The following is a 24,600-nucleotide window of genomic DNA, read 5'->3' on the forward strand; positions in this document are numbered from 1 at the left end:
ACCTGCCGGTGATCAGCCCACCGCCCCCCTCGTCGCGGTGTCCGGTCGGGCAGCAACGGCTCCAGCCGTGCCCACTCCGCGTCGGTCAAGTCGTGGCGATCAAGCACAGAAGAGATCTACCGCAGCCCACCCGCATGATCCACGGGACACGCTCTAGTCGTACAGGCCCGGAGGAAGCGACCTACCCGGCATCCGCGGGCCACGGGCACGACTGTGTTCACGCTGTTCACCGGCTTCGGCCTGGGCGCCCGGGCATCGCGTGCCCTGCCCGCCGCAGCGCTCGTCATCCCTGTGTTCCGCACCGAAACACCCCGCGCCCCCGTGCGATCCATGCTGTGAGCAGCGGCCGGACCGACGAGGAGCGACCGGGGCCGCGGCGGAGCGGGTCGGATCCCGGCGACGATGCCGACCGGGCCGATCGCGAGGTGTCCGGTCCAGGCGCGGCCGGCCGTTTCGTCTGGGTCCGGCTCGTCGTGTTCGTGGCCATCGTGGCTGCGGCAGCAGCCGTGGCCGGCGTCGTCGGGCTGCCCGACCCAGCGCAGCTGCGTGCCGACATCGCCGCGGCCGGGCCGGCCGCGCCCGCGCTGTTCGTGCTCGTGTACGCGGCGGCGACCCTCGCGCCCCTGTCCAAGAACGTCCTGGCCGCGGCGGCCGGCCTGGTGTTCGGGTTCGCGGTGGGCGTCGTCGTGGTCCTCCTCGCCGCGCTGCTCGGCGCGCTGGCGGCGTTCGCGCTGGACCGGGTGCTGGGCAGCGAGGCCGTCGAACGCCTCACCGGCACCCGGGTCGCGCGCGTCGACGCGCTCCTGCGCCGGCGCGGTCTGCTCGCGGTCCTCGCCGTCCGGCTGGTGCCCGTGCTGCCCTTCACCGCGATCAACTACGCTGCCGGGCTGACCGGCGTGCGAACCCGCGACTACATCATCGGCACCGCGCTGGGGATGATCCCGGGGACCATCGCGTTCGTTGCCCTCGGCGCCTACGGGACGTCGCCGGGTTCGTGGCCGTTCATCATCGCGGTCCTCGTACTGGTGGCCCTCACCGCCGCCGGCGCCGCCCTCGCGCGCTGTCGTAGACGGAAGTAGGACCGTGTCGGGCCGCCGGTATCCGACTCGCCGTCGCCTCAGACTCTGCTGACTGCCGAGGCTGATGATCAGGAAATGATTGATTGGTGGGCCGCGCCGGAGCGGCGCTCATGCTACGGGTGATCCACGAGGAGGACGGTTTGTCCGACGGTGGTTCCGGACTCCAGGGCGGCGTGCGCGCGCGCCGCCTCACGCAGGGGATGGGTGTTGGCGACGTGGACGCGCACGGCGCCGCCCGCCAGGACGTCGAACCAGGCACCGGCCGCGGCCAGCAGGTCCTCACGGCGGGCGGTGTAGTGCATCACCGCGGGACGTGTGACGAACAGCGAGCCCCGCGCCCCGAGGTCGGCCACGATGTCGATGGGATCCGGCGCGCCGGAGGCGTGCCCGTAGGCGGCGCAGACGCCGAGTGGGCGCAGGCAGTCCAGGGAGCGCTGGAAGGTGTCCCTGCCGATGGACTCGTAGACCACGTGCACGCCCTCGCCGCCGGTGATCGCGCGGACCTGCAAGGGGAAGTCCGGGTCGCGGTAGTTCACCGTGTGCTCGAAGCCGCCGTGCTCGCGCGCCACCCGGGCCTTCGCGTCGGTGGACACGGTTCCGATGGCCCGGGCCCCCAGCTGCCGGCACCACTGGCCGAGGATCAGGCCCATCCCGCCGGCGGCCGCGTGCACCAGCACCCAGTCGCCGGGGCGCACCGGGTAGGTGCGGTGCAGCAGGTACTGAGCGGTGATGCCGCGCAGGAACGACGCCGCGGCGGTGCGGTCGTCGACCGCGTCGGGCAGCCGGACCAGGTTCGCGGCCGGATAGACCCGTTCCTCGGCGTACGCGCCGGCCGGTGGTCCGGCGTACACCACACGATCGCCCACCGCCACCTCGTCCACGTGCGGGCCGACGTCCAGGACCACGCCGGCGGCCTCCAGGCCGAGCACGCAGGGCCGCGGCGGCACCGGCCAGGGATGGGCGACCCCGGCGCGGTGGTAGGTGTCGACGTAGTTCAGTCCGACCGCGGTGTGCCGCAGCCGCGCCTCGCCCCGCCCCGGCGGCGGCACCTCAACCCGCTCCCACCGCAGCTTCTCGGGTCCACCCTGCTCGTGGAGCACCACCGCCATCGGCACGTCGACCCACGCTCCCGTTCGTCGATTCCGACCGCCCACCCGGTCCGGGCGGGCCCCCGCCGAGCAGGCTCGGCTACCCGGTCCCGCGGCGGAGGCTACGGCTGCCAGTCCGGCAGGGGCTGCCCGCCGCAGTAGTGCTGACTGGCCGGTGTCTCCCGGAACAGCAGGTAGAGATCCTCGGGGCGGGTTCCCAGGGCCTCGGTGAACGCCTTGGACAGGCTCTCCGCCAGCGCGGCCTTCCGTTCGGTCTCGCGGCCCGGCCGCAGGTCGACGGTGATGAGCGGGGCGCCGTCTCCGAACTCCGCGTACGCGTCCCGGATCGCGATGTAGATGTACTTGGTGATCTTCGGGTCGATGGTGGTGATGATGGCGTCCCTGATCGCTTCCTTCAGCGCCGCCTTGGTGTCGTTCGAGTGGCCGTGCGGGATGTCGACTCGCACCACCGGCATGTGAACCTCCTCTGCCCGAGCAACAGTCGTGCCCTCTACTGCTTCCAAAGTGATAGCGACTTGTTGAGGAAGGTATAGTTCTGGCCCATGCGAGGTCAAGAACGAGGCCGGCGTAGCTACGGCCAGTACTGCGCCCTGGCCCACGCCCTCGACGTCGTCGGCGAGCGGTGGACCCTGCTCGTGGTCCGCGAGCTTCTGCTCGGCCCCCTGCGCTACACCGACCTGCTCGACGGACTGCCCGGCATCGGCACCAATCTCCTCGCCCGCCGGCTGCGCGACCTCGCAGAGGCCGGAATCGTCGAGCGGCGGGTGCTCCCGCCACCGGCCGCCGCGAGCGGGTACGCGCTGACTCGGCGCGGGCGAGCGCTCGAACCGGCGATCATCGAGCTGGGCCGCTTCGGCGGGCGTCTGCTCCCCGGCCCCCGGCAGGCACCCGCCGTGCGCTCCCGGTGGGCCGTCACCGGCCTCAAGCTCACCTTCCGCGTGGACCGGGCCCGCGGGGTCCGCGCGAGCTACCAGCTCGACCTCGACAACGAGGCCTACCGGGTGCGGGTCGACGACGGGGTGCTGCACGCCTACCAGGGCGAGGCCGACCAGCGCGACCTCACCATCCGCAGCACCGCTTCCGCGCTGCTCGAGCTCCTCGCCGGCGACATCACCGCGCGCGGCGGCGTCGCCGACGGCACCATCGCGATCCGGGGCGCGATCGGGGACCTCGAACAGTTCGTCGAGCTCTTCGGCTGGGCTCGTTCGGCTTGACGGCTTCTCGACACAGGTGCACCCTGCCGCCTGCGACGGCAAGTGCCGGGTGCGCAGGCACACGGACCAACAGGCGTGCCACGAGGCGACAACAGCGCCCGGCGACTCAGGGCGGACTTCACGTGACAGTCGCGGGACCCCCCGGGGCAGCGCGGGCGTTCGAGGAATGGCGGCGGGAGCAGGTAGGGTTTCGGCAGCATGAGCGCCGGACACCGCGAAATCAGGCCGGTCATCTGGTCGCGTCCGGGAGAGGCCGTCCTGCTGTTCCTGTGCGGTCGGACCGCCCGCACCGCGGCGCCGGTCGCGGCCGTTGTCGGAACGTTGCTCTCGGTGGTCAACCAGGGCCACCTCGTCCTCGACGGCGGTGATGCCGCCACCTGGATCCGGGTCGGCGTGAACTACCTGGTGCCGTACTGCGTGGCGAGCATCGGGTTCCTGTCCGCGCGGCGGATGCGGCCCGGAGCGGAGGGCGTCACACCGGATCCGTCTCGATGACGGTCTCGGAGTGCAGGGTGCGGTGCACCGGGCACCGCTCGGCGATGGCCAGCAGCTTGGCGCGCTGAGTGTCGTCGAGGTCGCCGTCGAGGTGGATCTCGCGGACGATGCGGTCGACCTGGCCGGTGTCGGTCTCACAGGTGACGCAGTCGGCGGCATGCAGCCGGTCATGGGTGAGGGTGACGGTGCTGCGGCGCAGGTTCCAGCCCTTGCGCTCAGCGTACATCCGCATCGTCATCGTGGTGCAGGCTCCGAGCGCCGACAGCAGCAGCTGGTAGGGATCGGGGGCGCTGCCGGTGCCGCCCGCGGAGGTCGGCTCGTCGGCGGCCCACTCGTGCTCTTCCGTGCGGATGCGCTGGGTGAACCGGCCGGCGCCAGTCTCGGCCACCTCGACGGTGCCCGGCTCCGGGCCGGGCTCGGCGGCCTTCCCGCCGTCGAGGTACGGCCCCGCCCAGGCAGCGACGAGCGCGGCGACGCGGTCGGCGTCCGCGGCGCGGGTGAGCAGGTGGTCGGCGCCATCGAGGGCGACGAACGACGCCGCGGACCCGGCGGCGTCGACGATCCGTCGGGCGTTGCCGACGTCGACGACGTCGTCGTCGGGCGCGTGCAGCACCAGCAGCGGGCGGTCGAGCGCGGCGATCCGGGCCCGCTGGGGCTGGTCGGCGACGTCGGCGAGGAAGTCGCGCCCGACGCGGAAGCTGCGCCCGGCGATGCACACCGCCGCCGCCCCGTCGGTCTCGATGTCGTCGCGGGCGGCGTCGAACAGGTGGGTGACGCGGTCGGGTGACAACGGCGCGCCGATCGTGGCGACGTCCCGAACCTCCGGGATCCGGTCCGCCGCGGCGATCACGGCGGCGCCGCCGAGGGAGTGCCCGACGAGCAGGCTGGGCGGGCCGTACTCGGCGCGCAGCCGGTCCGCGGCGCGCACCAGGTCGTCGGCGTTGACGGTGAACGTCGATTCGGCGAACGATTCGCCGGACTCGCCGAGCCCGGTGAAGTCAATGCGCAGCACCCCGACGCCGCGGGCGGTGAGCCCGCGCGCGATCCGGGCCAGCCCGATCTGGTCCTTACTGCAGGTGAAGCAGTGCGCGAGCAGGGCGAACCCCAGCGGCGGCCCGGCCGGCAGGTCCAGGCAAGTATTGAGCGAGGCCGAGCTCGACAGAGTGGTGCCCGGCCTGCTCCAGTCCAACGAGAAGGTCCTGGTCGATCAGCCCGTACGGCTGAGGGCGTCATCACGGGTCTCGCTGAAGGGGAGCTTCCTGGCCACACGGAGCAGCTCCTTGCCCTACTTCCGGAAGGCGCCGAGGCTGACGCCGCAAGGTGATCTTCTGGTATGCGCCGACGGACTCCGGGCAGGCGGACACCTTGACTGCAGCATCTGAAACGACGTCTGGTCAGTCAACCTCGGCCGTCCCGTAGTCGGGGCGTCCGGCGGTCCGGTAGACCTGGATCGTCACGCCCTTGGGCGTGGTCCGCGACTCGGCCAGCTCGAGAGCCGTGAAGACCTGATCCATGAACTGTCCGGTCCCGTCGTCGAAGTGCGGGACCATCCAACCGCCGCTCGAACCCGCCGCTGCGGCCCTCGTCGGGCCCGCCGGGCTCTGCATCAGTCTGTCGACCGAGACGAAGGTTTGTCGTCGTCAGCTTCATGCTCGCCATCCTCCCGCGCGTAGGTGCCTGCGGGGTGGGACCGGCCGCGTGTGAACCTCACCGGTCGTCGGACTGCGAAACGTGGACCCCGGCCCGGAGCGCCGCCCAGCGGTAGGCGTCGAGGACGCTGATCGCGTAGATGAACAGGCCACCGGCGTAGCGCCCGAGGAACGAGTGGTCAGGGGTGGTGAGGTTGTAGGTGATGGTCCCCAACAGCACGATGTAGAACACGAACACGAGGCCGCGCATCGACATGCGGTTCAGTACCTGGCCGACCCCGGGCAGGACGATCGCGACGCCGAGTACGAGGAGGGGTCGACCGCGGGTCATCGGGAACGCACCTCGCCGCCGGCGAGCACGTCGCCGGCATCGCTGATCGTGTCCAGGAGGTGGCACAGGCCGTCGGGCAGGAGGCGTACCGGCCCGAAATCGGGGCGCCGGGCTGTCCGGTAGGGGCCTTGCGCGCCTTCTGCGAGCTGCCGGACGACCCGGACGCCATCGCCGCTGACCAGGACCTCCTTGGTCCGTGGGTCCCGCAGCAGCGGCGCGAGGTGCTCCACGGCCGGGAGCGCGGACGTGGAGCGGGGGCTCGCGATCCGCGCCGGGCGGGGGAGCCAGTCGGGCGGTGGCAGCTCGTGGGCGAACTCCGCGTTGGGGGAGAAGAACTCCGCCCCGGACGGGCGCAGCAGGACGTCGATCGGCTCCTCCACGTCGAGCCGGCGCACCTGGGTGATGAGCAGCCACAACGCGGGCAGCTTCCGCAGAGTGAGCGTGTCGACGACGACCCGCAGGCGGACCGGGTGGCCGCGATAGGTCCCGCTGAGCGCGGGGTAGCCGAGGCCGTCCTGGTGGACCACGGCATCGTCGAGCACGTCCTGCACGTCGGCGAACAGCGCCCGCCTCTCCCGGCGCACCCGACGCAGGTGGCTCACCTGGAGGTGGCAGAGCGCCGCGACGGCGGCCAGTGCCGCGATCACGACGAATGCGGTGGTCATCGGTCAGTAGCCCCGGGGGCGTGGGAGGTCGGCGGTGAACTGCGCGCCCAGCCGGACGTACTTGTAGCGGCAGAGCACGAACCAGACCGACGCCAGGAAGTAGAAGGCGAGCATCGACAGCAGTGCCGTGCCGTAGCCGAGGAACGTCGCGAAGAAGACCAGCGCGGACAGGGCGATGAGGGCGATCGCGGGCACGGGGTGGAACGGGAGGACGTAGCCGCGGGTGATCGACCCCATGGGCCAGAGCCGGCGGAAGCGGATGAAGTTCGGCCCCATGAAGCTGTACATCAGCAGGCCGGACAGGATCGAGAACGTGATCACCGTGGCGAGCAGGGTCGGTTGGTCGAGCAGCACCGGGAGCAGCGCGAACGCGATCGCGACCGGTACCAGGAAGACGATCGCCCGGAAGGGCGTGTGGTAGCGCGGGTGGACGGCCCCGAACCACTCCGGCAGGTAACGGTCGCGTCCCATCGAGAACCAGGCCCGCGAGGCGTCGTTGATGCATCCGTTCGCCGAGGCCAGCGTCGCGAACAGGGTGCCGATCAGCAGCAGCACCACGAGCAGGCCGCTGCCGGTGACGCGCGCGGCGTCGAAGAGCGGTGTGATGGAGGTGCCGAGGTACTGCCAGGGGAGCAGTCCGGCACAGATGTACCAGGTGAGCGTGGCAGCGATGATCAATGTCATCATCCCGGCCATGCTCCCGATCGGGATCGACCGCGGGGCGGAGCGGCACTCCTCCGCGGCCTGCGCCGTGCCCTCGATTCCGAGGTAGAACCACATCCCGAACTGGAACGCGGCGATGACGCCGATCCACCCGTACGGCAGCCCGTTGTCGATCTCGCCGACCAGCCCGGCGAGCTCCAGCCCGCCGGCGGGATCCCAGGCCCGGGCACCGACGAACAGCACGAGGATCGTGACGAAGGCGAACCCGGTGATCACGAAGTTCACCGAGAGCGTCACGAACACGCCGCGGTAGTTCAGCCACGCCAGCCCAAGGATCGCGAGCGTCGCGAACGGGTAGGGCGACAGCGTCTCGGTGCTACCCATCAGGTTGGCCAGGGTCGTCAGCAGGTAGCTGAGCACGTTCGCGTTGGCGGCCTCGAGCATCGTGTAGGCGAGCGTCAGGTACAGCCCGACGTTGAACGCCATCAACGGCCCGATGGTGTGCTTGGCCTGCGCGTACTGGCCGCCCGCGGCGGGAATGGCCGAGGTGATCTCCGAGTTGATCATGACGATGGACGTGTAGAGCAGGCCCACCACCCACGCGGCGATGAGGGCGCCGTACATGCCGCCCTTCTCCACCGCGAAGTTCCACCCCATGAACTCCCCGACGAGCACGATGCCGACCCCGAGCGCCCAGATGTGCATCGGGGACAGCACCTTGCGCAGGGCAGGCCGCTCGCCGGCGGCCACCTCGTCGATCAGGCCGGGGGTCGGCGGTTCGCTTGCGAGCTCGCTCATGTCTTCTCGCCTCCCGCGTCGCGGAGCGCGGCCGCGCCGTCGATCGGCTCAACGGCATTGATCAGCAGCCGTTCGTCGTGGGTGCGCGCGACGCGGACCACGTCGTACAGAGGCCAGCCGGCGATGACGGCGCTGAGGATCCACGCGACGAGCTCCAGGCCTGCGGCGATCGTCATGCCTGCCCCCCTCCGTCCTTCGGGCCGAACTTCTCCTCGATCACCTCGCGGTACTCCCGGAACGAGGTGCGGTACACGAACGCGAGATAGACGGCGAGCAGCGCGGCCGTCCCGAGCAGCGCCGCGACGCTGAAGTCGTACTTGTCCGTCCCCGGCTCGTTGGCGTCGACCGCGGCCGCGACCGTCGGCAGGTCGGCCGTCCCGGAGTCGATGACCTTCTGGAACTGGGCGCGCTCGGTATCGGTGATCGCCAGGTCGGTGAGGGCGCGGGTGTCGGGTGCTGCGTCCGTGCTCTCGGTCTCCTGCACGAGGAAGGTCGTGGCGAACAGCGTGGCGAAGATCAGCACCAGCACCGTGACGGCGTCGAGGAGCTGGCCGCGTTTCGACTGCACCGGGGGCTCGTAGGGGGCCATGTCACCGCCTCCCGTTCGCACGCTCGCGGTGCATGTGGTCGAGGTTCTCGATGTCGGGGCGGTACACGAGGTCCTTGTTCGCGGCGTATCGGCGGACCAGCGCAACCATCGAGGCCGTGTTGAACAGGCCGAGCAGGAGCCCCGACACGACGAGCGCGACGACTATGCCTGCCGTGGGGGCGACGGCGACGGCCACGACCAGCACGAAGAGGATGGTCACCCACATGCACACGGTGAAGATCACCGCTTGCAGGCGGTCGCGGCGGGCCAGCGCGTCGATGCGCGACTGGAGGGTGGTGGACACTGGCGCCTCCGATCCCGCGCGAGTGCGCCCGGAACATGGAGCGCCTGCGCTCGAGAGCTGGGAGTGGTGTCCGGGGCTCGTCGTTCGCGCCGGACTGGTGGCGGGCCCGGGCACCGAGACCCGCGCCCCGGTCATGGTCCGAGGTTCGGACCTAATACCACTACCCCCGCCGACCCTGTGTCAAGGGTCACTGCGCCAGGGTCAGTCACCCGGTCGTCTGCTCCGCGACGCCCTCCGGACCGAAGACGATCTCCCTCAGCTGACGGCGGGTGCGTTCGATGTGCTCCCGCATCGCGGCCTCGGCGGCATCCGGGTCGGCGTCCCGGACGGCCTCGTAGATCTGCTGGTGGTCGCGGGCGGACTCCTCCACCGGATCGACGAATGGCAGCAGGTCGTGCGGGCTGAACAGCTCGCCGCGGGAGGCGTGGATCGCGGTCTCGAGCCGGACGTTGCGGGCGGCCTGCGCGAGCCCGTCGTGGAACTGCGAGTCGGTCGAGCGGAACGCGGCCCGCCCGTCCGACTGCCGCAGCTTCGCGATCGACGCCCGCAGGCGGGCGAGGTCGGACCGGTCGCGGCGGGCGGCCGCCAACCGGGCGGCGTCGGTCTCCAGCGCGATCCGGAAGTCGATGATGTCGTCGATCTCGCCCGCCTGGTCGCGCATCCTGGCCCGCCACCGCTCGACCGGTTGCTGGAGCTCGGTGACGTAGGCGCCGCCGAGCGCGCCGCGGCGCACCTGTACGTAGCCCTCGTCCTGCAGGATCTTGAGGGCCTCGCGCAGGCTGATCCGGGCCACCCCGAGCTGCTCGGCGAGGTCGCGCTCGGCAGGCAGCCGCTCGCCGGGGCCCACCTCGCCCCGGTGGATCAGCGTCCGCAGGTGCTCCGCGACGGCCTGCGACAGCGTCAAGGACGTCACCACGCGGACCATGCTCCGAGGTTATACGCGCGAACGGGCTCGGGTATTGACATCGCCACCCGCCGGTGGTCGCATGAGAAAGGTCCTAGGTTCGGACCTTGCACCAATACGTTCCGGGCCCTGCCTCCGCCCGATCTACGAAGGAGCGACTCATGTGCGGGATCGTCGGGCTCCACCTGAAGCGCCCCGAGCTGTATCCGCGTCTGGGTGCGCTCCTCACGGTCATGCTGGACTGCATGTCGAGCAGGGGCCCCGACTCGGCAGGCGTCGCGCTGCACCGGCCGCCGGACGGCCGCTCCCGGTTCTCGCTGCGGGGCGACACGGGCGTCGACTGGGAGACGCTCGGCAGCCGAATGGCCGTCGAGCTCGGCGCTCCCGTCGACGTCGAGCAGTTCGGCGATGCCGCGCTGCTCGCCAGCGCCGCCGCCGAGAATGCCGTGCTGGCGATGCTGGCCGACGCCGTTCCGGACGTCGCGGTGGTCGGCTACGGCCCCACGCTGGAGGTCGTCAAGGATGTCGGGCTGCCGCGCGAGATCTGCGCGCATTACGGGATCGCCCAGCGGTCCGGGTTCCAGGGCATCGGACACACCCGGATGGCCACCGAGTCCGCGGTGACCACCGAGCACTCGCATCCCTTCGCCCCGCGAGCCGACATGGCCCTGGTGCACAACGGATCCTTCTCCAACCCGGCCACGGTGCGCCGCCGCCTCGAGCGTGAGGGCATCCAGTGCATCACCGACAACGACACCGAGGTGGCGGCCCGGTTCGTCGGGCACCAGGTGGCGTCGGGCGCCGACCTGTCCGACGCGCTGCGGATGGTGCTCAAGGAGCTCGACGGGTTCTTCACCCTGCTCGTCACGACCGGCACGCAGTTCGCGGTCATGCGTGATTCCTTCGCCTGCAAGCCAGCCGTGATCGCGGAGACCGACGACTACGTCGCCTTCGCGTCGGAGTACCACGCGCTGGCCGACCTTCCCGGAGTCGGCGACGCGACGGTGTTCGAGCCGGTCCCGGAGGAGGTCTACACGTGGAGCCGGTGACCCTGGACTGCGCGGAGCTGTCGACCCGCGAGGTCAACGCCGCGCTCGCCGCGCTGCCGGACGGGACGCATGCCCGGATCCTCGGGCCGTGGGGGCGGCACAACCTCGCCGTCGGGCTGGCCAACAGGATCACCGTGGAGATCGAGGGCAACGCCGGCTACTTCATCGGCGGGCTCTGCGACGGCCCGGACGTCGTCGTGGACGGCTTCGTCGGCTGGTCGGTCGGCGAGAACCTGATGAGCGGCACGGTGCGCGTGCGCGGCAACGCGTCGGAGTGCGCCGGAGCGTCGGCCCACGGCGGCACCATCGTCGTGGAGGGCGACGCGTCGTCGCGGGCGGGCATCTCGCTCAAGGGCGGCACCGTGCTGGTGGCCGGCGACGTCGGGCACATGAGCGGCTTCATGGCCCAGGCCGGCGTGATGCTGGTCGGCGGCTCGGCCGGCCACGCCCTCGGCGACTCGCTGTACGAGACCGTCATCTACGTCGCCGGCCCGATCACGTCGCTGGGGTCCGACGCGAGGGTCGAGGAGCTCTCCGCCGACGACGTGCTCCTGGTGAAGCAGCTCGCGGACCAGGCCGGCTTCGGCCACATCGACCCGGAGAACGTCACCCGCGTGGCGTCGGCCCGCGAGCTCTACAACTTCGACGCCCTCAAGGACCAGAGGTACTGATGACCGAGGCCCTGCCGAACCCGCTGCCGATGGACGCCCGGCGCGCCAGCCACTCCTACCCGCCCCAGGCGATCGCCCAGATCCAGCGGATGGCCGCCGAGGGCCACTACGAGATCCGCGGGTGGGGGGCCAAGCGAACGCTGCCGACGTTCGACGATCTCGTGCTGCTCACCGCCTCGGTCTCGCGGTACCCGCTCGAGGGCTACCGCGAGAAGTGCGAGACCCGCACGGTGCTCGGCAGCAGGCGGGCGAGCAAGCCGATCGAGCTGGACATCCCGATCACGATCGCGGGGATGAGCTTCGGCGCCCTGTCCTCCGCGGCCAAGGTGTCACTGGGCCGGGCGGCCACCGCGGTGGGCACCTCGACGACCACCGGCGACGGGGGGATGTCCGAGGAGGAGCGGGAGGCGTCCCACCTGGTGGTCTACCAGTGCCTGCCCTCCCGGTACGGCTTCAACCCGACCGATCTGAAACGGGCCGACGCGATCGAGATCGTCATCGGGCAGGGCGCCAAGCCCGGTGGTGGCGGCATGCTGCTCGGGCAGAAGGTGTCCGAGCGGGTGGCGCGGATGCGCGCGCTGCCGGCAGGGATCGACCAGCGCTCGGCGTCGCGGCACCCGGACTGGGTCGGCCCCGACGACCTCCGCATCAAGATCGAGGAACTGCGCGAGGCCACCTCGTGGGAGAAGCCGATCTACGTCAAGCTCGGCGCCACGCGCGTCACCAACGACGTCAAGCTCGCCGTCGCGGCGGGCGCCGACGTGGTGGTCGTCGACGGGATGCAGGGCGGCACCGGTGCCACCCAGGACGTGTTCCTCGAGCACGCCGGCATCCCCACCCTCGCCGCCGTGCGCCTTGCGGCCGAGGCGCTGCGTGATCTCGGCGTGGAGGACGAGGTACAGCTCGTCGTCTCCGGCGGCATCCGCACCGGCGCCGACGTGGCCAAGGCCCTCGCGCTCGGCGCGGACGCGGTCTCGATGGGCGTCGCGCCGCTCATCGCGCTCGGTTGCAACAGCCGCACCTATGAGCGCGACGGGGTCGAGCACGACGCCACGGCCGACTACCGGGCACTGGGCACGGAGCCGGGCTACTGCCACCACATGCACACCGGCCGGTGCCCGGTCGGGATCGCCACCCAGGACCCGGCGCTGGAGGCGCGCCTGGACCCCGAGCCGGGGGCACAGCGGGTCGTCAACTACCTCAAGTCGGTGACGATGGAGCTGACCACGCTCGCCAGGGCCTGCGGCAAGTCCGACGTCCACAACCTCGAACCGGAGGACCTCGCGGCCCTCACCATCGAAGCGGCGGCAATGGCTGGCGTTCCCCTGGCGGGAACGAGTTGGATCCCCGGTAGACCCTGACCCGTAGACGCTGACGCTGCACGTGGTTCGTCTCCAACGAAGGAGCTGACATGGGTGATCCCCGCGAGGACCTGAGGGCGCGCGCCGAGGAGGACGGGATCGAGTTCTTCCTCGCGATGTTCGTCGACCTGCACGGCAAGCCGTGCGCCAAGGCGATGCCGATGTCCAGCTTCGACCTGCTCATGGACGGGGGCGCTGGCTTCGCGGGGTTCGCCGCGGGCGACCTGGGTCAGTGCCCGGCCGACCCGGACATCACGGCGGTGCCCGACCCGGCGTCCTACACGCGCGTGCCGTGGAAGAAGGGGGTCGCGATGCTGCACTGCGACCCGCACGTCGACGGCGAGCCGTGGCCGTACGCGCCGAGGGTGATCCTCAAGCGCCGGCTCGCCGCCCTGGAGGCCGAGCGCGGGTGGACGCTCAAGACCGGCGCGGAGGTGGAGTACTCGCTGCTGCGACGCACCGCGGACGGCACGCTGGAGGTCGCCGACTCCCTCGACTCGTCGTCGAAGCCCTGCTACGAGGTCAAGGGCCTGACCCGGATGTGGGACTTCCTGTCCACGCTCTCGCGCCACATGAACGGGCTCGGGTGGGGCAACTACGCCAACGACCACGAGGACGGCAACGGCCAGTTCGAGAGCAACTTCGTCTACTCCGACGCCGTGACCACCGCGGACCGCACCATCTTCTTCCGCTACATGGTGCACATGCTGGCCCACGACGCCGGGATGACGGCGACGTTCATGCCCAAGCCGTTCACGTCGGTCACCGGCAACGGACTGCATCTGCACCAGAGCCTCTGGACCGCCGGGGGCGAGCCGCTGTTCAGCGACGACACCGACGGTCTCGGCCTGTCCAAGACCGCCTACCGCTACATCGGCGGGCTCCTCGACCACGGGCGCGCGACCGCGGGCGTCATCTGCCCCACGGTGAACTCCTACAAGCGGATCGGGGTGGGGGCGCCGCAGTCCGGCTCCACCTGGGCGCCGGCGTATGTGGCCTACGGCGGGAACAACCGCAGCCTGATGCTGCGGGTGCCCGAAGGCGGCCGCGTCGAGCACCGCGGGGTGGACGGCTCGGCGAACCCGTACCTGGCCTCGGCGGCGCTGCTCGCCGCGGGGCTGGACGGGATCGATCGCGACCTCGACCCCGGGCCGCAGGTGCAGGACAACCTGTTCGCGCTGACGCCCCAGGAGGTGGCCGCCCGGGGCATCGCGCACCTGCCCAGGACGCTGGACCGCGCGCTCGAGGAGCTGGTCGCCGACCCCGTCCTGCGCGCGGCCCTGGGCGCCGTACCCGATGGGGACTTCATCGACTACTACGCGCGCGTCAAGCAGGCGGAGTTCGATGCCTACCACGCGACCGTCTCCGAGTGGGAGATCGACCGGTACCTCACGCTCGCATGAGCGACCGCAGCCGACAACCGCACTGGAGAACAGGCGTGCGCAGTTCGACCAACGGACACCGGCCCCGGTACTCGGCCTGGCGCCTGGTCCGCCACGGGCTCTCCGGGGCCGACTGGCCCGTGACGTTCCGGCACCACGTCCCGCGCGACAGCTACGACGTGGTGATCGTGGGCGGCGGGGTGCACGGGCTGGCCACCGCCTACTACCTGGCCACCAACCACGGCATCCGCAACGTCGCGGTGCTGGAGAAGAGCTACATCGGCTCGGGCGGCTCCGGGCGCAACACCGCGATCCTGCGGTCGAACTACCTCACCCCCGAGGGCATCCGGTTTTACGACCGGTCGGTCAAGCTCTACGAGCACCTGGCCGCCGACCTCAACTTCAACGTCATGTTCTCCCAGCGCGGCCACCTGACCCTCGCGCACAACGACAGCTCGCTGCGCACCATGCGCTGGCGCGCCGAGGTCAACAAGCTCCAGGGCGTGGACTCCGACGTCGTCGGGCCGGACGAGGTCAAGAAGCTGGTGCCCCACATGGACACCTCGGCCGCGGCCCGGTACCCGATCCTCGGGGCGCTGTACCACCCGCCCGGTGGGATCATCCGCCACGACGCCGTCGTCTGGGGCTACGCGCGGGCGGCCGACGCGCACGGCGTGCACATCCACCAGAACACCGAGGTCGTCGGCATCGGCATCGACGTCGAGCGCGGCCGGGTGACCGGGGTGCGGACCGGCGACGGGCACCGCATCGCCGCGCCGGTGGTGGTCAACTGCACGGCCGGCTGGTCGACCCTGATCTCGGACATGGCCGGGGTGTCGATGCCGGTGCAGACCTTCCCGCTGCAGGCGGCCGTCACCGAGCCGGTCAAGCCGTTCCTGGACACCGTGGTGGTGTCCGGCACGCTGCACGTGTACGTCAGCCAGACCGACCGCGGCGAGCTGGTGTTCGGGGCGAGCGTCGACCCGTTCGCGTCCTACTCGACCCGTGGCTCCCTGGAGTTCGCCGAGGGTGTGGCGGGCCACGTGCTGGAGCTGATGCCCGCGCTGTCGAAGATGCGGCTGCTGCGGCAGTGGGCCGGGCTCTGCGACATGACGCCGGACTACTCCCCGATCATGGGCCCCACGCCCGTGGAGGGCTTCTACGTCGACGTCGGCTGGGGGACCTACGGCTTCAAGGCCGGGCCGGTCTCGGGCGAGGCCATGGCCGACTGCATCGCGAACGAACGCCCCCCGGAGATCATCTCCGCCTTCGGGCTCGACCGGTTCGAGGCCGGGCGCCTGGTGGGGGAGAAGGGCGCGGCCGCCGTGGGCCACTGACGCCTGCCACGTCGCCGGAAGAGCCCGACCGTCGAGAGAGAGAACGTCATGATGTTGCTCCCGTGCCCGTGGTGCGGCGCTCGCAACGCCGGCGAGTTCCGCTACGTCGGCGAGACCGGGACGCGGCCCGACCCGGCCACGGCCGGGCCCGAGCAGTGGCGCCGGCACCTGTACTTCCACGTCAACCTGCGGGGCTGGGTGCGGGAGAGCTGGTACCACGGCTCCGGCTGCCGCCGCTACTTCACCCTCGAGCGCCACACGGTGACCAACGAGGTGCGCACCTCATGACCCGGACCGCCCCGCGCACCCGCGCCCCGATGCGCCTCGAACCGCAGCCCGGCGAGCTGATCGACCGCAGTGCCGTGCTGGAGTTCCGCTGGAACGGCGCGCCCTGCACCGCCCACCCCGGCGACACGATCGTCTCGGCGCTGGCGGCGGCGGGGGAGCGGGTGTTCTCCCGCAGCTACAAGTACCACCGGCCGCGCGGGCTGCTCACCGCCGACTTCCTCGACCCCGGCTGTCATGTGCAGGTCGGCGACGAGCCGAACGTGCGCGGTGCGCACCGACTCGTCGAGGCGGGCATGGACGTGCGTTCGCAGAACACCTGGCCGTCGCTGAAGTTCGACGTGAAGGCCGTCAACGGGCTGGCAGGCCGCTTCCTGGCCACCGGCTTCTACTACAAGACCTTCATCAAGCCCGAGCGCCTGTGGCCGGTGTACGAGAAGGTGCTGCGCCGGTTCGTGCACGCGGGCGAGGTCTCCCCGGACACGCCGCACGAGTACTACGACAAGCGCTACGCCCACCCCGACGTGCTGGTCGCCGGCGGTGGCCTTGCCGGGATGGCGGCCGCGGTCGCGGCGGCGCGGGGCGGGGCGCAGGTCATGCTGGTGGAGGAGGAGCACCAGCTCGGTGGTCACCTGCGCTGGGGCGACGACGCGGCGCGCGCCGCGCGGTCCGAGCTCGAGGCGCAGGTCCGCGGCGAGCCGGGGATCGAGGTGCTCACCGACTCGGTCGTCGTCGGGCGCTACGACGACAACTGGGTCGGTGTGATGCAGCGTAACCTGTCGCACGTGGCGGAGCGGCTGGTCAAGGTGCGCGCGAAGGCGTTGGTGGTCGCGCCCGGCCTGATCGAGCGGCCGTACGTGTTCGAGGGCAACGACCTGCCCGGCGTCATGCTCTCCACGGCCGTCCGCCGGTTGATCAACCTCTACGCCGTGCGGCCCGGCGAGCGTGCCGTGGTGTTCTCCGCCAACCCCGACGGTGACGCCGCGGCCGCCGACCTGAAGCGGGCCGGCGTCGACGTCGCCGCCGTCGTGGACGCGCGCCGCGGGCAGCGGGTCGTCAGGGCGCGGGGCCGTGGCGCAGTGCAGTCCGTCGAGCTGGGCGACGGTTCCCGGATCGACTGCGACCTGCTCGTCACCGCCGTCGGCTGGACCGCCCCCACCTCGCTGCTCAACATGGCGGGCGCCGAGCCGGGCTACCGGCCCGAGGCCGCGCGCTTCCTGCCCGACCCGGCGCGCATGCCCGACGACGTCCTGGCCGCCGGCGGGATCGCCGGGGACGGGACGATCGGGCAGCTGCGGGAGCACGCCGAGGCCGTCGGCCGCGAGTCGGCCCGCCGGGCGGCGCACGTCCGCGCACGGCTGCACGCCGGCCTGCCGACGCGCCCGCGGGACGCCGAGCCCGAGCCCGCCCCGGCGCCGCCCGTTCCGATACCCGAGCTGCCGCTCGACGCGCACCCGGAGCTGTTCTTCGCCGGGCCCGGCTTCGTGGACTTCTCCGAGGACGTGACCGCGAAGGACCTGGTCACGGCCGTCAAGGAGGGCTACGACTCCGTCGAGCTGGTCAAGCGCTACACCACAGCGACCATGGGGCCCGCACAGGGCAAGCTGGAGACGGTCAACACCGTGGCCGTCGTCGCGGCGGCCACCGGGCGCAGCATCGCCGAGACCGGCACCACCACGTGGCGGCCGATGTACGCCCCCGTCAGCCTCGGTGCGCTCGCCGGACGGACGTTCCAGCCGGTGCGGTACTCGCCGATGCAGTCGTGGCACGAACGCCACGGCGCCGTGCCGCTCGTCGCCGGGCAGTGGATCCGGCCCGAGCACTACGGCGACCCCGCGGCGGAGGTCCGGGCCGTGCGCGAGGGTGTCGGGATCATCGACGTCACGCCGATCGGCAAGCTCGACCTGCGCGGCCCGGACGTCGCGAAGCTGCTCGAGCTGCTCTACGTCAACAAGTGGGCCAAGCTCGGCGTCGGGCGGGTGCGCTACGGCGTGATGTGCGCGGACGACGGGGTGATCCTCGACGACGGCGTGACCGGGCGGCTCGGCGACGAGCACTACCTGATGAGCACCACCTCGTCGGGGGCGGCGACCGTCTGGGAGTGGGTGGAGAGCTGGCTGCAGACCGAGCACCCCGGCTGGAAGGTCCATGTCGCCCCGGTCACCACCGCCTATGCGAGCATCAACGTGGCCGGCCCGCGCTCCCGTGAGCTGCTGGGCAGGCTCGCCGAGGGCGTCGACCTGCGCCCCGAGGCGTTCGGCTACATGAACGTGCGCACCGGGACCATCGCCGGCGTCGAGGACTGCGTGCTCTGGCGGATCGGGTTCACCGGCGAGCTGAGCTACGAGATCCACGTCCCGGCCGCCTACGGCCTGCACGTCTGGGAACGGCTGATCGAGGCGGGCGCCGACCTCGGGGTGGTGCCGTTCGGGGTGGAGGCCCAGCGAATCCTGCGGCTGGAGAAGGGCCACTTCATCGTCGGCCAGGACACCGACGGGCTCACCCAGGCCTACACGGCGGGCCTGGACGGGATGATCAAGCCGGACAAGCCCGACTTCGTCGGCAAGGCCGAGCTGGCCTGGCAGCAGGAGCGCGCCGACCAGCCGCGGCTGGTCGGGCTGCAACCGGTCGACCGCGACGTGGTGCCGGCCGAGGCCAGCCAGATCGTCAGCGACGGCGGGCACATCGTCGGGCGGATCACGTCGAGCCGGATGTCCCCGACACTGGGCCGGGCGATCTGCCTCGGTCAGCTCGACGCGCACCTCGCAGAGCCGGGCACCCGCGTGACCGTGCGGCTGCCCGACGGCCGCGACGTCGAGGCCGAGGTCACCGCCCACCACGCGCACTTCGACCCGGAGGGGGAGCGGCAACGTGTCTGACCTCGTGGCCCTCGCACGCAGCCCGATCGCCGCGGCGGATCCGGTGGGTGAGCACGGCGGCTGGGAGGTCAGCGTCCGCCGAAGCACGGCGGCGCTGACGATCACCGACTGCACCCCGCTGGCCAAGGTCGCGGTGCGGGCGCCGGTCGACGGGGCGATGCAGCGCGCGCTGGGCGTGCCGTTCGGGCGGGCCGCGCGGTCGGGCGACGGAGAACTCGTCGTCGGCTCGGGCCCGGGGGGGTGGCTGGTGCTCGCTCCGGTGGGCACGGCGGCGCGGGTGCGCTCCCGGCTGGCAGCGACGGCCGCGGCCACCGGCGAGTTCGTCTCGGTCGTGGACCTCACGCACGGGCGGGCGCTGGTCCGGCTGCGCGGTGGGGCGAGCGCCGACCTGCTCGCCAAGGTGTGCGCGGTGGACCTCTCCGACGCGGTCACGCCCGACGGCGCGGCGTTCCGGTCGTCGGTCGCACGGCTCGTCACCGACGTGGTGCGCGACGACGTCGACGGAACGCGCTCCTACCTCCTGCACTGCGAGCGGTCGTCCGGGCAGTACCTCCACGACGCGCTGCTCGACGCGGGAGCCGAGTTCGGGATCGACGCCGCTGGTTTCGACGCCGCTGGTTTCGACGCCGCGGGATCGGAGTAGCCATGGTGGTGCTCGACTCCCGGCCACGCCGTTCCGGTGACCGGATCGCCGGGGACCGGGGCGATGAGGACATCGGCCGGCTGGTGGTGTCGTGCGCGGACCGGCCCGGCATTGTGTCGGCGATCACCGGGTTCCTGCACGCCCGCGGGGCCAACATCGTGTCCTCCGACCAGGACTCCACCGATCCCCGCGGTGGCCGATTCTTCCTGCGTCTGGTGTTCCACCTACCCGGGCTCGCCGGCGCGCTTCCCCGGCTCGAGCGCGATTTCGCGGCCGGGGTCGCCGACCGGTTCGCGATGACCTTCCGGATGCGGGACGCGGCGGTGCCAACCCGGCTGGCGGTGTTCGTCTCGCGCTACGACCACTGCCTGCTCGATCTGCTGTGGCGGTGGCGCCGGGGCGAGTTGCCGGTGGACATCGTGCAGGTCGTGTCCAACCACCCCGACCTCGCCGCCGACGTCGCCTCCTTCGGCGTGCCCCACGCGCACGTCCCGGTCACGAGGACGTCCAAGGCCGAGGCGGAGCAACGCCAGCTGGACCTGCTCGCGGGCCGCGTCGACCTCGTCGTCCTGGCCCGGTACATGCAGATCCTCTCCGCCGACTTCCTGAGCCGGGTCGCCGTACCCGTGATCAACATCCACCACTCGTTCCTGCCGGCCTTCGCGGGTGCCGGACCCTACGAGCGCGCCAAGGAACGCGGGGTCAAACTCATCGGGGCGACCGCGCACTACGCGACCGAGGACCTCGACGAGGGACCGATCATCGAGCAGGACGTCTCCGGGTCTCGCACCGACACAGCGCCGCCGAGCTCGCTCGCCGTGGTGCGGACATCGAGCGCAGCGTCCTCGCCCGGGCGGTCGACTGGCACTGCGAGGACCGGGTCCTGGTCAACGGAGCCACGACGATCGTCTTCTGAGGCGATCGTGGTCCGCGACGCCGCCACGCCTGGGCGTGTTCTCCGTCGTCACGAACGAGTCGGGGTCGACGGATCGTGCTCGTCGCGGCGAGCGGCGTTACCGGGCTCCCATGCGCTCCGTAGCGGTCTTGGCGGGATGTTCGAGCGCATGGGCCCATGTTCCAGGCTTACGGCAGCGGTATCTCGATGATCACCTGACGGTTCCTGGCGGCGAGGACGGAATCGAGGCTGCCCGCGCTGTCGCGATCAGGGGTTGCCGCCGCTGCGCGCGACACTGAGCCCTTTCCAACCTGGTGGAGGGGCTTGAGGGTGTACGGCGTGTGAGCGCCACGGATGGGTGGAGCTCCTGGTAGACGGGTGATTGCCTAGATCAACTAGCCCAGAGCAGGAGCTTCGGGTGCTTTCCTACCCCTCGGGGATGACCGTGTCCAACCGCGCGCTGATCATGCTCGCCGACCTGCTCCGCAAGCGACGCGCCACGCTCGGGACCCGGTGGCGGCGGCTCAACGCCGGCCGGCAAGCCCTGCTGGTCGTGGCCTACCTGCGCAAGGGCGAAACCTACGCCGACCTGGCCGGCGGGTTCGCGATCGGCACCACGACGGTCTACCGCTATGTGCGCGAGGCGCTCGACCTGCTCGCCGCACAGGCGCCCACGCTCGAGCAGGCGCTCGAGGTCGCCCGAGGCAAGGCCTACGTGATCATCGACGGCACGCTGCTGCGGATCGACCGGGTCGGCATGACCGGCGGCCAGGACCGGCCCTACCACTCAGGCAAACATAAGACGTCGTTTCAGAAGTCCGTGTCGGTCCTGTGTGGAGCCGGGCTGGTTGCTGATCATGGCCGTCGATGGCGAGGCGATCTTGTGTCGAGCGGTTGGTCAGCGATGAGCTGTGGGAGCTGGTGGCGCCGCTGATCCCGCAGCCACGGAGGGCTAAGCGGGGACGGACTGGGCGGCCGCGGGTGCCGGACCGGGCCGCGCTGGCTGGGATCGTGTTCGTGCTCAAGACCGGGATCCGCTGGAACGACCTGCCCCAGGAACTCGGGTGTGGGTCCGGTGTGACCTGTTGGCGGCGGCTGCGGGAGTGGCAGGACGCCGGGGTGTGGCAGCAGTTGCACCGGGTCGTACTCGACCGGCTCGCCCGGCAGGATCTGCTGGACTGGTCCCGGGCGGCGGTGGACAGCGTGAGCGTGCGGGCCAAGCGCCGCGGCGAGGCCACCGGGCCGTTGCCGACCGATCGCGGCAAGGCCGGCAGCAAGTACCACGTGCTGTGTGAGCGCAACGGGCTACCGCTGCACGCCCTGGTGACCGGTGCGAACACCCACGACAGCCGCATGCTCGCCGAGCTTCTGGGCTCCAACCCCGGAGTCCGCGAACGTCGCGGGCAGCCCGGCCGTCCGCGTCGGCGGCCGGGCAAGCTGCACGCCGACAAGGGCTACGACTACCCGCGGTGTCGCCGCTACCTGGCTCGTCGCGGGATCGGGGTGCGGATCGCTCGGCGCGGGATCGAGGACTCCACTCGACTGGGGCGGGTCCGATGGGTCGTCGAGCGCACGATGTCCTGGCTGCTCGACTTCCGCCGACTGGCGCTGCGCTACGACCGCGCCGAGTCGACCATCACAGCGTTGTTGTCGCTGGCCTGCGCCCTGATCAGTCACCGCCGCCTCGCCCAACATCGACCGCGACCGTCATGACCGCTCGTGCTACGACACGGGGGGCAGCGGCCGCCAGGCCAGCCACTCCAGCGCTCGGTCGGCGGCGTCGAGGTCGAAACGGTGCGGGTCGAACGGCCCGCCCACCCACTCGACGTGCTTGTCGTGCTCGGGGTGTGACGGGTCGGCCAACACCGCCTGGAACTCGTCATAGCCCCACGGGCCCCCGACGTCCTCCGGCGGGCACGCCCCCTGCCCGGCCACGCACCGCGGGTAGCGCACCCCCGGCTCCGGAGCCGAGATCTTCTCCACGGTGAGCCGGTGGGCCCAGTTGTCGCCGAAGTCGTACAGGTAGCTGAAGCGATCCCCTTGGCCAACCAGGCGGAACAGCTTTCCCTTGGCCTCGTCGGTGACGTTCTGGTCGTCCCAATCCGGGTCTGGCATGCCGTAGCGGCGCCCCGCGATGTCGAACTCGTGCAGATGAGAGTTGGTCCAGCCCATCGCCGACTGCACGACCTCGTGCAGCACCGCCAGGTTCACCTCTCCGGGCACCTGCACCCGGCGCCGGACCGGCGGCTGGACCTCTTCCAACACGATCTCGAGTTCGAAGATCTTCGTCTTCGCGGTCACACGAGGCGCGGCCATGCGCCGATGCTGCCAGCCTCGCCACCAGCGGCAGGACCGGGCCCGCCACTTCTGAAACGATGTCTTAGCTTGATCTTTAACCTCCGCGCTCGGCGGTGGTGCTGGCGCTGCGACCCCGGGTGATCATGGGTGCAGCCCTTGGTTGATCATGCTTCTGGCGAAGGAAGAAGATCAAGACAAGGGCTGCGGTGGGTAGTGTGCACGATCATGTTCGGGTGCCGGCGTTGGGGGAGCTCAACCGGTTCCGCCGGGAGTTCTACACGTCGTTGACCGCTCGATCCGATGCACTGTTCGAGCTGGCCGACGCGGTGCTGTGCGCCGATGGGCCGGTGACGACGCTGGTCGACCTGACCCTGGTGGCCGAGCACCGGCGCGGACACGGCGCGATGTATGACGCGCTGAACCACGGCCGTGTTGAACCGGACGGCTTCCGCGCGACGCTGGCGTCCCTGCCGCTGCCCAGGGCCGCGGACGGTCGGATCGTGCTCGCCGTTGATGTCAGCCCGTGGCTGCGCTCGGACGCCGCCACCAGCGCGGAGCGGCTGTTCTGCCATGTCTACGGCCGGGCGAAGAACGCCTCTCAACTCATTCCGGGCTGGCCGTACTCGTTCGTCGCCGCGCTGGAGCCGGGCCGGACCTCGTGGACCGCGCTGCTCGACGCGGTCCGTCTCGGGCCCACCGACGACGCCACCGCCGTGACCGCCGACCAGCTCCGCGCCGTCGTCGCCCGGCTGACCGCGGCCGGGCACTGGCAGCACGGTGACCCGGACATCCTGATCGTCACCGACGCCGGCTACGACATCACCCGGCTGGCGTTCGTCCTGGCCGACCTACCCGTTCAGCTGCTCGGTCGGATCCGTTCCGACCGGGTATTGAACCGTCCTGGGTTCGCGAGAGGCTGGGCTTCAGGCCACCTCGCCCCGTTGGGCGATGGTGTCACTGTACATGACTTCTCGCTCGATGGGTGTCATGTAGTCGATTGATGAGTGGATTCTTTCGTTGTTGTACCAGCGTACCCACTCGGCGGTCTCACGTTCGAGCTCGCTCAGTCCCGACCAGTTTCGTGTACTCGCGTACGGCTTGATCAGCTCGGTCTTGTACAGCCCAATGGTCGATTCCATGAGCGCGTTGTCCAGCGCGTCGCCGATGGTACCGATCGATCCGGAGATCCCGGCCTCGGCGAGCTGCTCGGTGAACGCCAGCGCGGTGTACTGCGAACCCGCATCTGAATGATGGATCAGCCCGTTCGCGGTGAACTCGCCACTCGCGCGGCGGCGGGTGGCCAGCGCCTGCGCCAGCGCCGCGGTCACGAGATCACTGGTCCTGCTCATCGACGTCTTCCACCCCAGAATGCGCCGTGAATACACGTCGGTAATGAACGACGTGTAGCAGAACCCGGCCGCGGTCCACACGTAGGTGAAGTCCGCCACCCAGACCGCGTCCGGCCGGTTCGGCGCCTTCCAGGCCCGCCGGACCAGGTCGGGGTGTCGCGGTGCCCGCTCGTCGCGGCTCGTGGTCGTGGTGTGCTGTGCCCCGCGGCGCACGCCCTGGATGCCGGCGATGCGCATCAGCCGGCCCACTTGATCCCGCCCGAGCCGCAGCCCCGCCCGGCGGGCGGCGTGCCACATCTTCCGCACCCCGTACACCCGCTTGTTCCGCCGATACAGATCGACGATCTCGTTCACCAGATGCGCCTCGTCCAACTGGGCCAAACTGATCGGACACGTCCGCCACTTATAGAACGTGCCCGGGGCGATCATGACACCGTGTTCGGACAGCACGGCGCAGATCGGCTCGACCCCGAAGCGCTCCCGGTGGCCGTCGATGTACTCGCAGATTACTTGAGTCGGCGGTCGGTAGCTATTCAGTACGTCCGGAGCTGTTGGTGACGTGATCGGGCCCGGCGTGGCGGCTTGATCGTCGGCGTGGTGGCGCGATCATGGACGGATGTCGGACTCGCTGCCGCCGTCCGTGGCGGAGCT

25 protein-coding genes and 3 pseudogenes are annotated in these 24,600 nt (G+C 71.1%); 15 read left to right on the top strand and 13 right to left on the bottom strand.

Annotated features, from left to right (window positions below):
* The first annotated feature begins 335 nt into the window (after positions 1-335).
* On the top strand, positions 336-1,079 hold the full coding sequence (locus KME75_RS23285) for a TVP38/TMEM64 family protein (RefSeq protein WP_219417001.1): 744 nt from the start codon (positions 336-338) through the stop codon (positions 1,077-1,079).
* A 113-nt stretch (positions 1,080-1,192) separates the two neighbouring features.
* On the opposite strand, the gene KME75_RS23290 is transcribed toward KME75_RS23285, so the two are convergent.
* Both KME75_RS23290 and KME75_RS23295 read right to left on the bottom strand, forming a co-directional pair.
* On the bottom strand, positions 1,193-2,188 hold the full coding sequence (locus tag KME75_RS23290) for a quinone oxidoreductase family protein (protein WP_219417020.1): 996 nt from the start codon (positions 2,186-2,188) through the stop codon (positions 1,193-1,195).
* A 101-nt stretch (positions 2,189-2,289) separates the two neighbouring features.
* Complete coding sequence (locus KME75_RS23295) at positions 2,290-2,643, bottom strand: tautomerase family protein (protein ID WP_219417002.1); 354 nt, start codon at positions 2,641-2,643, stop codon at positions 2,290-2,292.
* A gap of 87 nt (positions 2,644-2,730) precedes the next feature.
* Here KME75_RS23295 and KME75_RS23300 point away from each other — a divergent pair, with 87 nt between their 5' ends.
* On the top strand, positions 2,731-3,402 hold the full coding sequence (locus KME75_RS23300; protein WP_219417003.1) for a winged helix-turn-helix transcriptional regulator: 672 nt from the start codon (positions 2,731-2,733) through the stop codon (positions 3,400-3,402).
* A 198-nt stretch (positions 3,403-3,600) separates the two neighbouring features.
* Positions 3,601-3,897: a nitrate/nitrite transporter NrtS gene (gene nrtS / locus KME75_RS23305; RefSeq protein ID WP_219417004.1), complete on the top strand. Its 297-nt coding sequence runs from the start codon at positions 3,601-3,603 to the stop codon at positions 3,895-3,897.
* Here nrtS and KME75_RS23310 read toward each other — a convergent pair.
* The 9 genes from KME75_RS23310 to KME75_RS23350 form a co-directional block, all read right to left on the bottom strand.
* Positions 3,875-5,086 (bottom strand): bifunctional alpha/beta hydrolase/OsmC family protein, encoded by a 1,212-nt coding sequence (locus KME75_RS23310; protein ID WP_246632676.1) that lies wholly within the window; start codon positions 5,084-5,086, stop codon positions 3,875-3,877. The genes nrtS and KME75_RS23310 overlap by 23 nt on opposite strands.
* 205 nt (positions 5,087-5,291) lie before the next feature.
* On the bottom strand, positions 5,292-5,447 hold the full coding sequence (locus tag KME75_RS43555) for a hypothetical protein (RefSeq protein ID WP_246632677.1): 156 nt from the start codon (positions 5,445-5,447) through the stop codon (positions 5,292-5,294).
* A gap of 157 nt (positions 5,448-5,604) precedes the next feature.
* The gene (locus KME75_RS23320) at positions 5,605-5,877 is read right to left on the bottom strand and encodes a hypothetical protein (protein WP_219417005.1); all 273 of its coding nucleotides are present in this window, start codon (positions 5,875-5,877) and stop codon (positions 5,605-5,607) included.
* A complete protein-coding gene (locus KME75_RS23325) occupies positions 5,874-6,542 on the bottom strand; it encodes a hypothetical protein (protein WP_219417006.1) in 669 nt (222 codons plus the stop codon). The genes KME75_RS23320 and KME75_RS23325 overlap by 4 nt, the downstream gene beginning before the upstream one ends.
* A 3-nt stretch (positions 6,543-6,545) precedes the next feature.
* Positions 6,546-8,003, bottom strand: coding sequence for an APC family permease (locus tag KME75_RS23330; protein ID WP_219417007.1), 1,458 nt, complete (start codon positions 8,001-8,003; stop codon positions 6,546-6,548).
* Entirely contained in the window at positions 8,000-8,179 is a 180-nt protein-coding gene (locus tag KME75_RS23335; RefSeq protein WP_219417008.1) for a hypothetical protein, read from the bottom strand. Before KME75_RS23335 ends, KME75_RS23330 begins: the two co-directional genes overlap by 4 nt.
* Entirely contained in the window at positions 8,176-8,592 is a 417-nt protein-coding gene (locus tag KME75_RS23340) for a hypothetical protein (protein ID WP_219417009.1), read from the bottom strand. Before KME75_RS23340 ends, KME75_RS23335 begins: the two co-directional genes overlap by 4 nt.
* Position 8,593: 1 nt before the next feature.
* Positions 8,594-8,896, bottom strand: a complete 303-nt coding sequence (locus tag KME75_RS23345; protein ID WP_219417010.1) for a hypothetical protein — start codon at positions 8,894-8,896, stop codon at positions 8,594-8,596.
* A 205-nt stretch (positions 8,897-9,101) separates the two neighbouring features.
* The gene (locus tag KME75_RS23350; protein WP_219417011.1) at positions 9,102-9,821 is read right to left on the bottom strand and encodes a FadR/GntR family transcriptional regulator; all 720 of its coding nucleotides are present in this window, start codon (positions 9,819-9,821) and stop codon (positions 9,102-9,104) included.
* Positions 9,822-9,961: 140 nt separating this feature from the next.
* Here KME75_RS23350 and KME75_RS23355 point away from each other — a divergent pair, with 140 nt between their 5' ends.
* The 11 genes and pseudogenes from KME75_RS23355 (at position 9,962) to KME75_RS23405 (ending at position 22,015) form a co-directional block, all read left to right on the top strand.
* Complete coding sequence (locus tag KME75_RS23355) at positions 9,962-10,849, top strand: class II glutamine amidotransferase domain-containing protein (protein WP_219417012.1); 888 nt, start codon at positions 9,962-9,964, stop codon at positions 10,847-10,849.
* The gene (locus KME75_RS23360) at positions 10,837-11,520 is read left to right on the top strand and encodes a GltB/FmdC/FwdC-like GXGXG domain-containing protein (protein WP_219417013.1); all 684 of its coding nucleotides are present in this window, start codon (positions 10,837-10,839) and stop codon (positions 11,518-11,520) included. Before KME75_RS23355 ends, KME75_RS23360 begins: the two co-directional genes overlap by 13 nt.
* Positions 11,520-12,881 (top strand): FMN-binding glutamate synthase family protein, encoded by a 1,362-nt coding sequence (locus KME75_RS23365; protein ID WP_246632678.1) that lies wholly within the window; start codon positions 11,520-11,522, stop codon positions 12,879-12,881. Before KME75_RS23360 ends, KME75_RS23365 begins: the two co-directional genes overlap by 1 nt.
* Before the next feature lie 50 nt (positions 12,882-12,931).
* Positions 12,932-14,284 (top strand): type III glutamate--ammonia ligase, encoded by a 1,353-nt coding sequence (gene glnT, locus KME75_RS23370; protein ID WP_219417014.1) that lies wholly within the window; start codon positions 12,932-12,934, stop codon positions 14,282-14,284.
* Positions 14,285-14,319: 35 nt separating this feature from the next.
* Positions 14,320-15,600 carry an FAD-dependent oxidoreductase gene (locus KME75_RS23375; RefSeq protein WP_308283015.1) on the top strand — a complete coding sequence of 427 codons (1,281 nt, stop codon included), beginning with the start codon at positions 14,320-14,322 and terminating at the stop codon, positions 15,598-15,600.
* A gap of 48 nt (positions 15,601-15,648) precedes the next feature.
* Positions 15,649-15,888, top strand: coding sequence for a sarcosine oxidase subunit delta (locus KME75_RS23380; RefSeq protein WP_219417016.1), 240 nt, complete (start codon positions 15,649-15,651; stop codon positions 15,886-15,888).
* Complete coding sequence (locus tag KME75_RS23385; protein WP_246632679.1) at positions 15,885-18,764, top strand: 2Fe-2S iron-sulfur cluster-binding protein; 2,880 nt, start codon at positions 15,885-15,887, stop codon at positions 18,762-18,764. Before KME75_RS23380 ends, KME75_RS23385 begins: the two co-directional genes overlap by 4 nt.
* The gene (locus KME75_RS23390) at positions 18,757-19,407 is read left to right on the top strand and encodes a sarcosine oxidase subunit gamma (protein ID WP_219417017.1); all 651 of its coding nucleotides are present in this window, start codon (positions 18,757-18,759) and stop codon (positions 19,405-19,407) included. The genes KME75_RS23385 and KME75_RS23390 overlap by 8 nt, the downstream gene beginning before the upstream one ends.
* Before the next feature lie 2 nt (positions 19,408-19,409).
* A pseudogene (gene purU / locus KME75_RS23395) lies at positions 19,410-20,323 on the top strand (formyltetrahydrofolate deformylase).
* Positions 20,324-20,720: 397 nt separating this feature from the next.
* Positions 20,721-21,104 (top strand): annotated as a pseudogene (locus tag KME75_RS23400) (helix-turn-helix domain-containing protein); the annotation flags it as partial.
* A gap of 65 nt (positions 21,105-21,169) precedes the next feature.
* Positions 21,170-22,015: an IS5 family transposase gene (locus tag KME75_RS23405; protein WP_219417018.1), complete on the top strand. Its 846-nt coding sequence runs from the start codon at positions 21,170-21,172 to the stop codon at positions 22,013-22,015.
* A 9-nt stretch (positions 22,016-22,024) separates the two neighbouring features.
* Here KME75_RS23405 and KME75_RS23410 read toward each other — a convergent pair whose 3' ends face one another.
* On the bottom strand, positions 22,025-22,618 hold the full coding sequence (locus tag KME75_RS23410) for a plasmid pRiA4b ORF-3 family protein (protein ID WP_219417019.1): 594 nt from the start codon (positions 22,616-22,618) through the stop codon (positions 22,025-22,027).
* 215 nt (positions 22,619-22,833) lie between these two features.
* On the opposite strand from KME75_RS23410, the gene KME75_RS23415 reads away from it, so the two are divergent.
* Positions 22,834-23,601: a transposase gene (locus KME75_RS23415; RefSeq protein WP_308283016.1), complete on the top strand. Its 768-nt coding sequence runs from the start codon at positions 22,834-22,836 to the stop codon at positions 23,599-23,601.
* Here the strand turns inward: KME75_RS23415 and KME75_RS23420 are convergent.
* Positions 23,524-24,474 (bottom strand): annotated as a pseudogene (locus KME75_RS23420) (IS3 family transposase); the annotation flags it as partial. The gene KME75_RS23415 and the pseudogene KME75_RS23420 sit on opposite strands and share 78 nt — an antisense overlap.
* Positions 24,475-24,600: the final 126 nt, after the last annotated feature.

The sequence above is a fragment of the Pseudonocardia nigra genome, from assembly GCF_019396355.1.
In the GTDB taxonomy this organism is placed as follows: Bacteria; Actinomycetota; Actinomycetes; order Mycobacteriales; family Pseudonocardiaceae; genus Pseudonocardia; species Pseudonocardia nigra.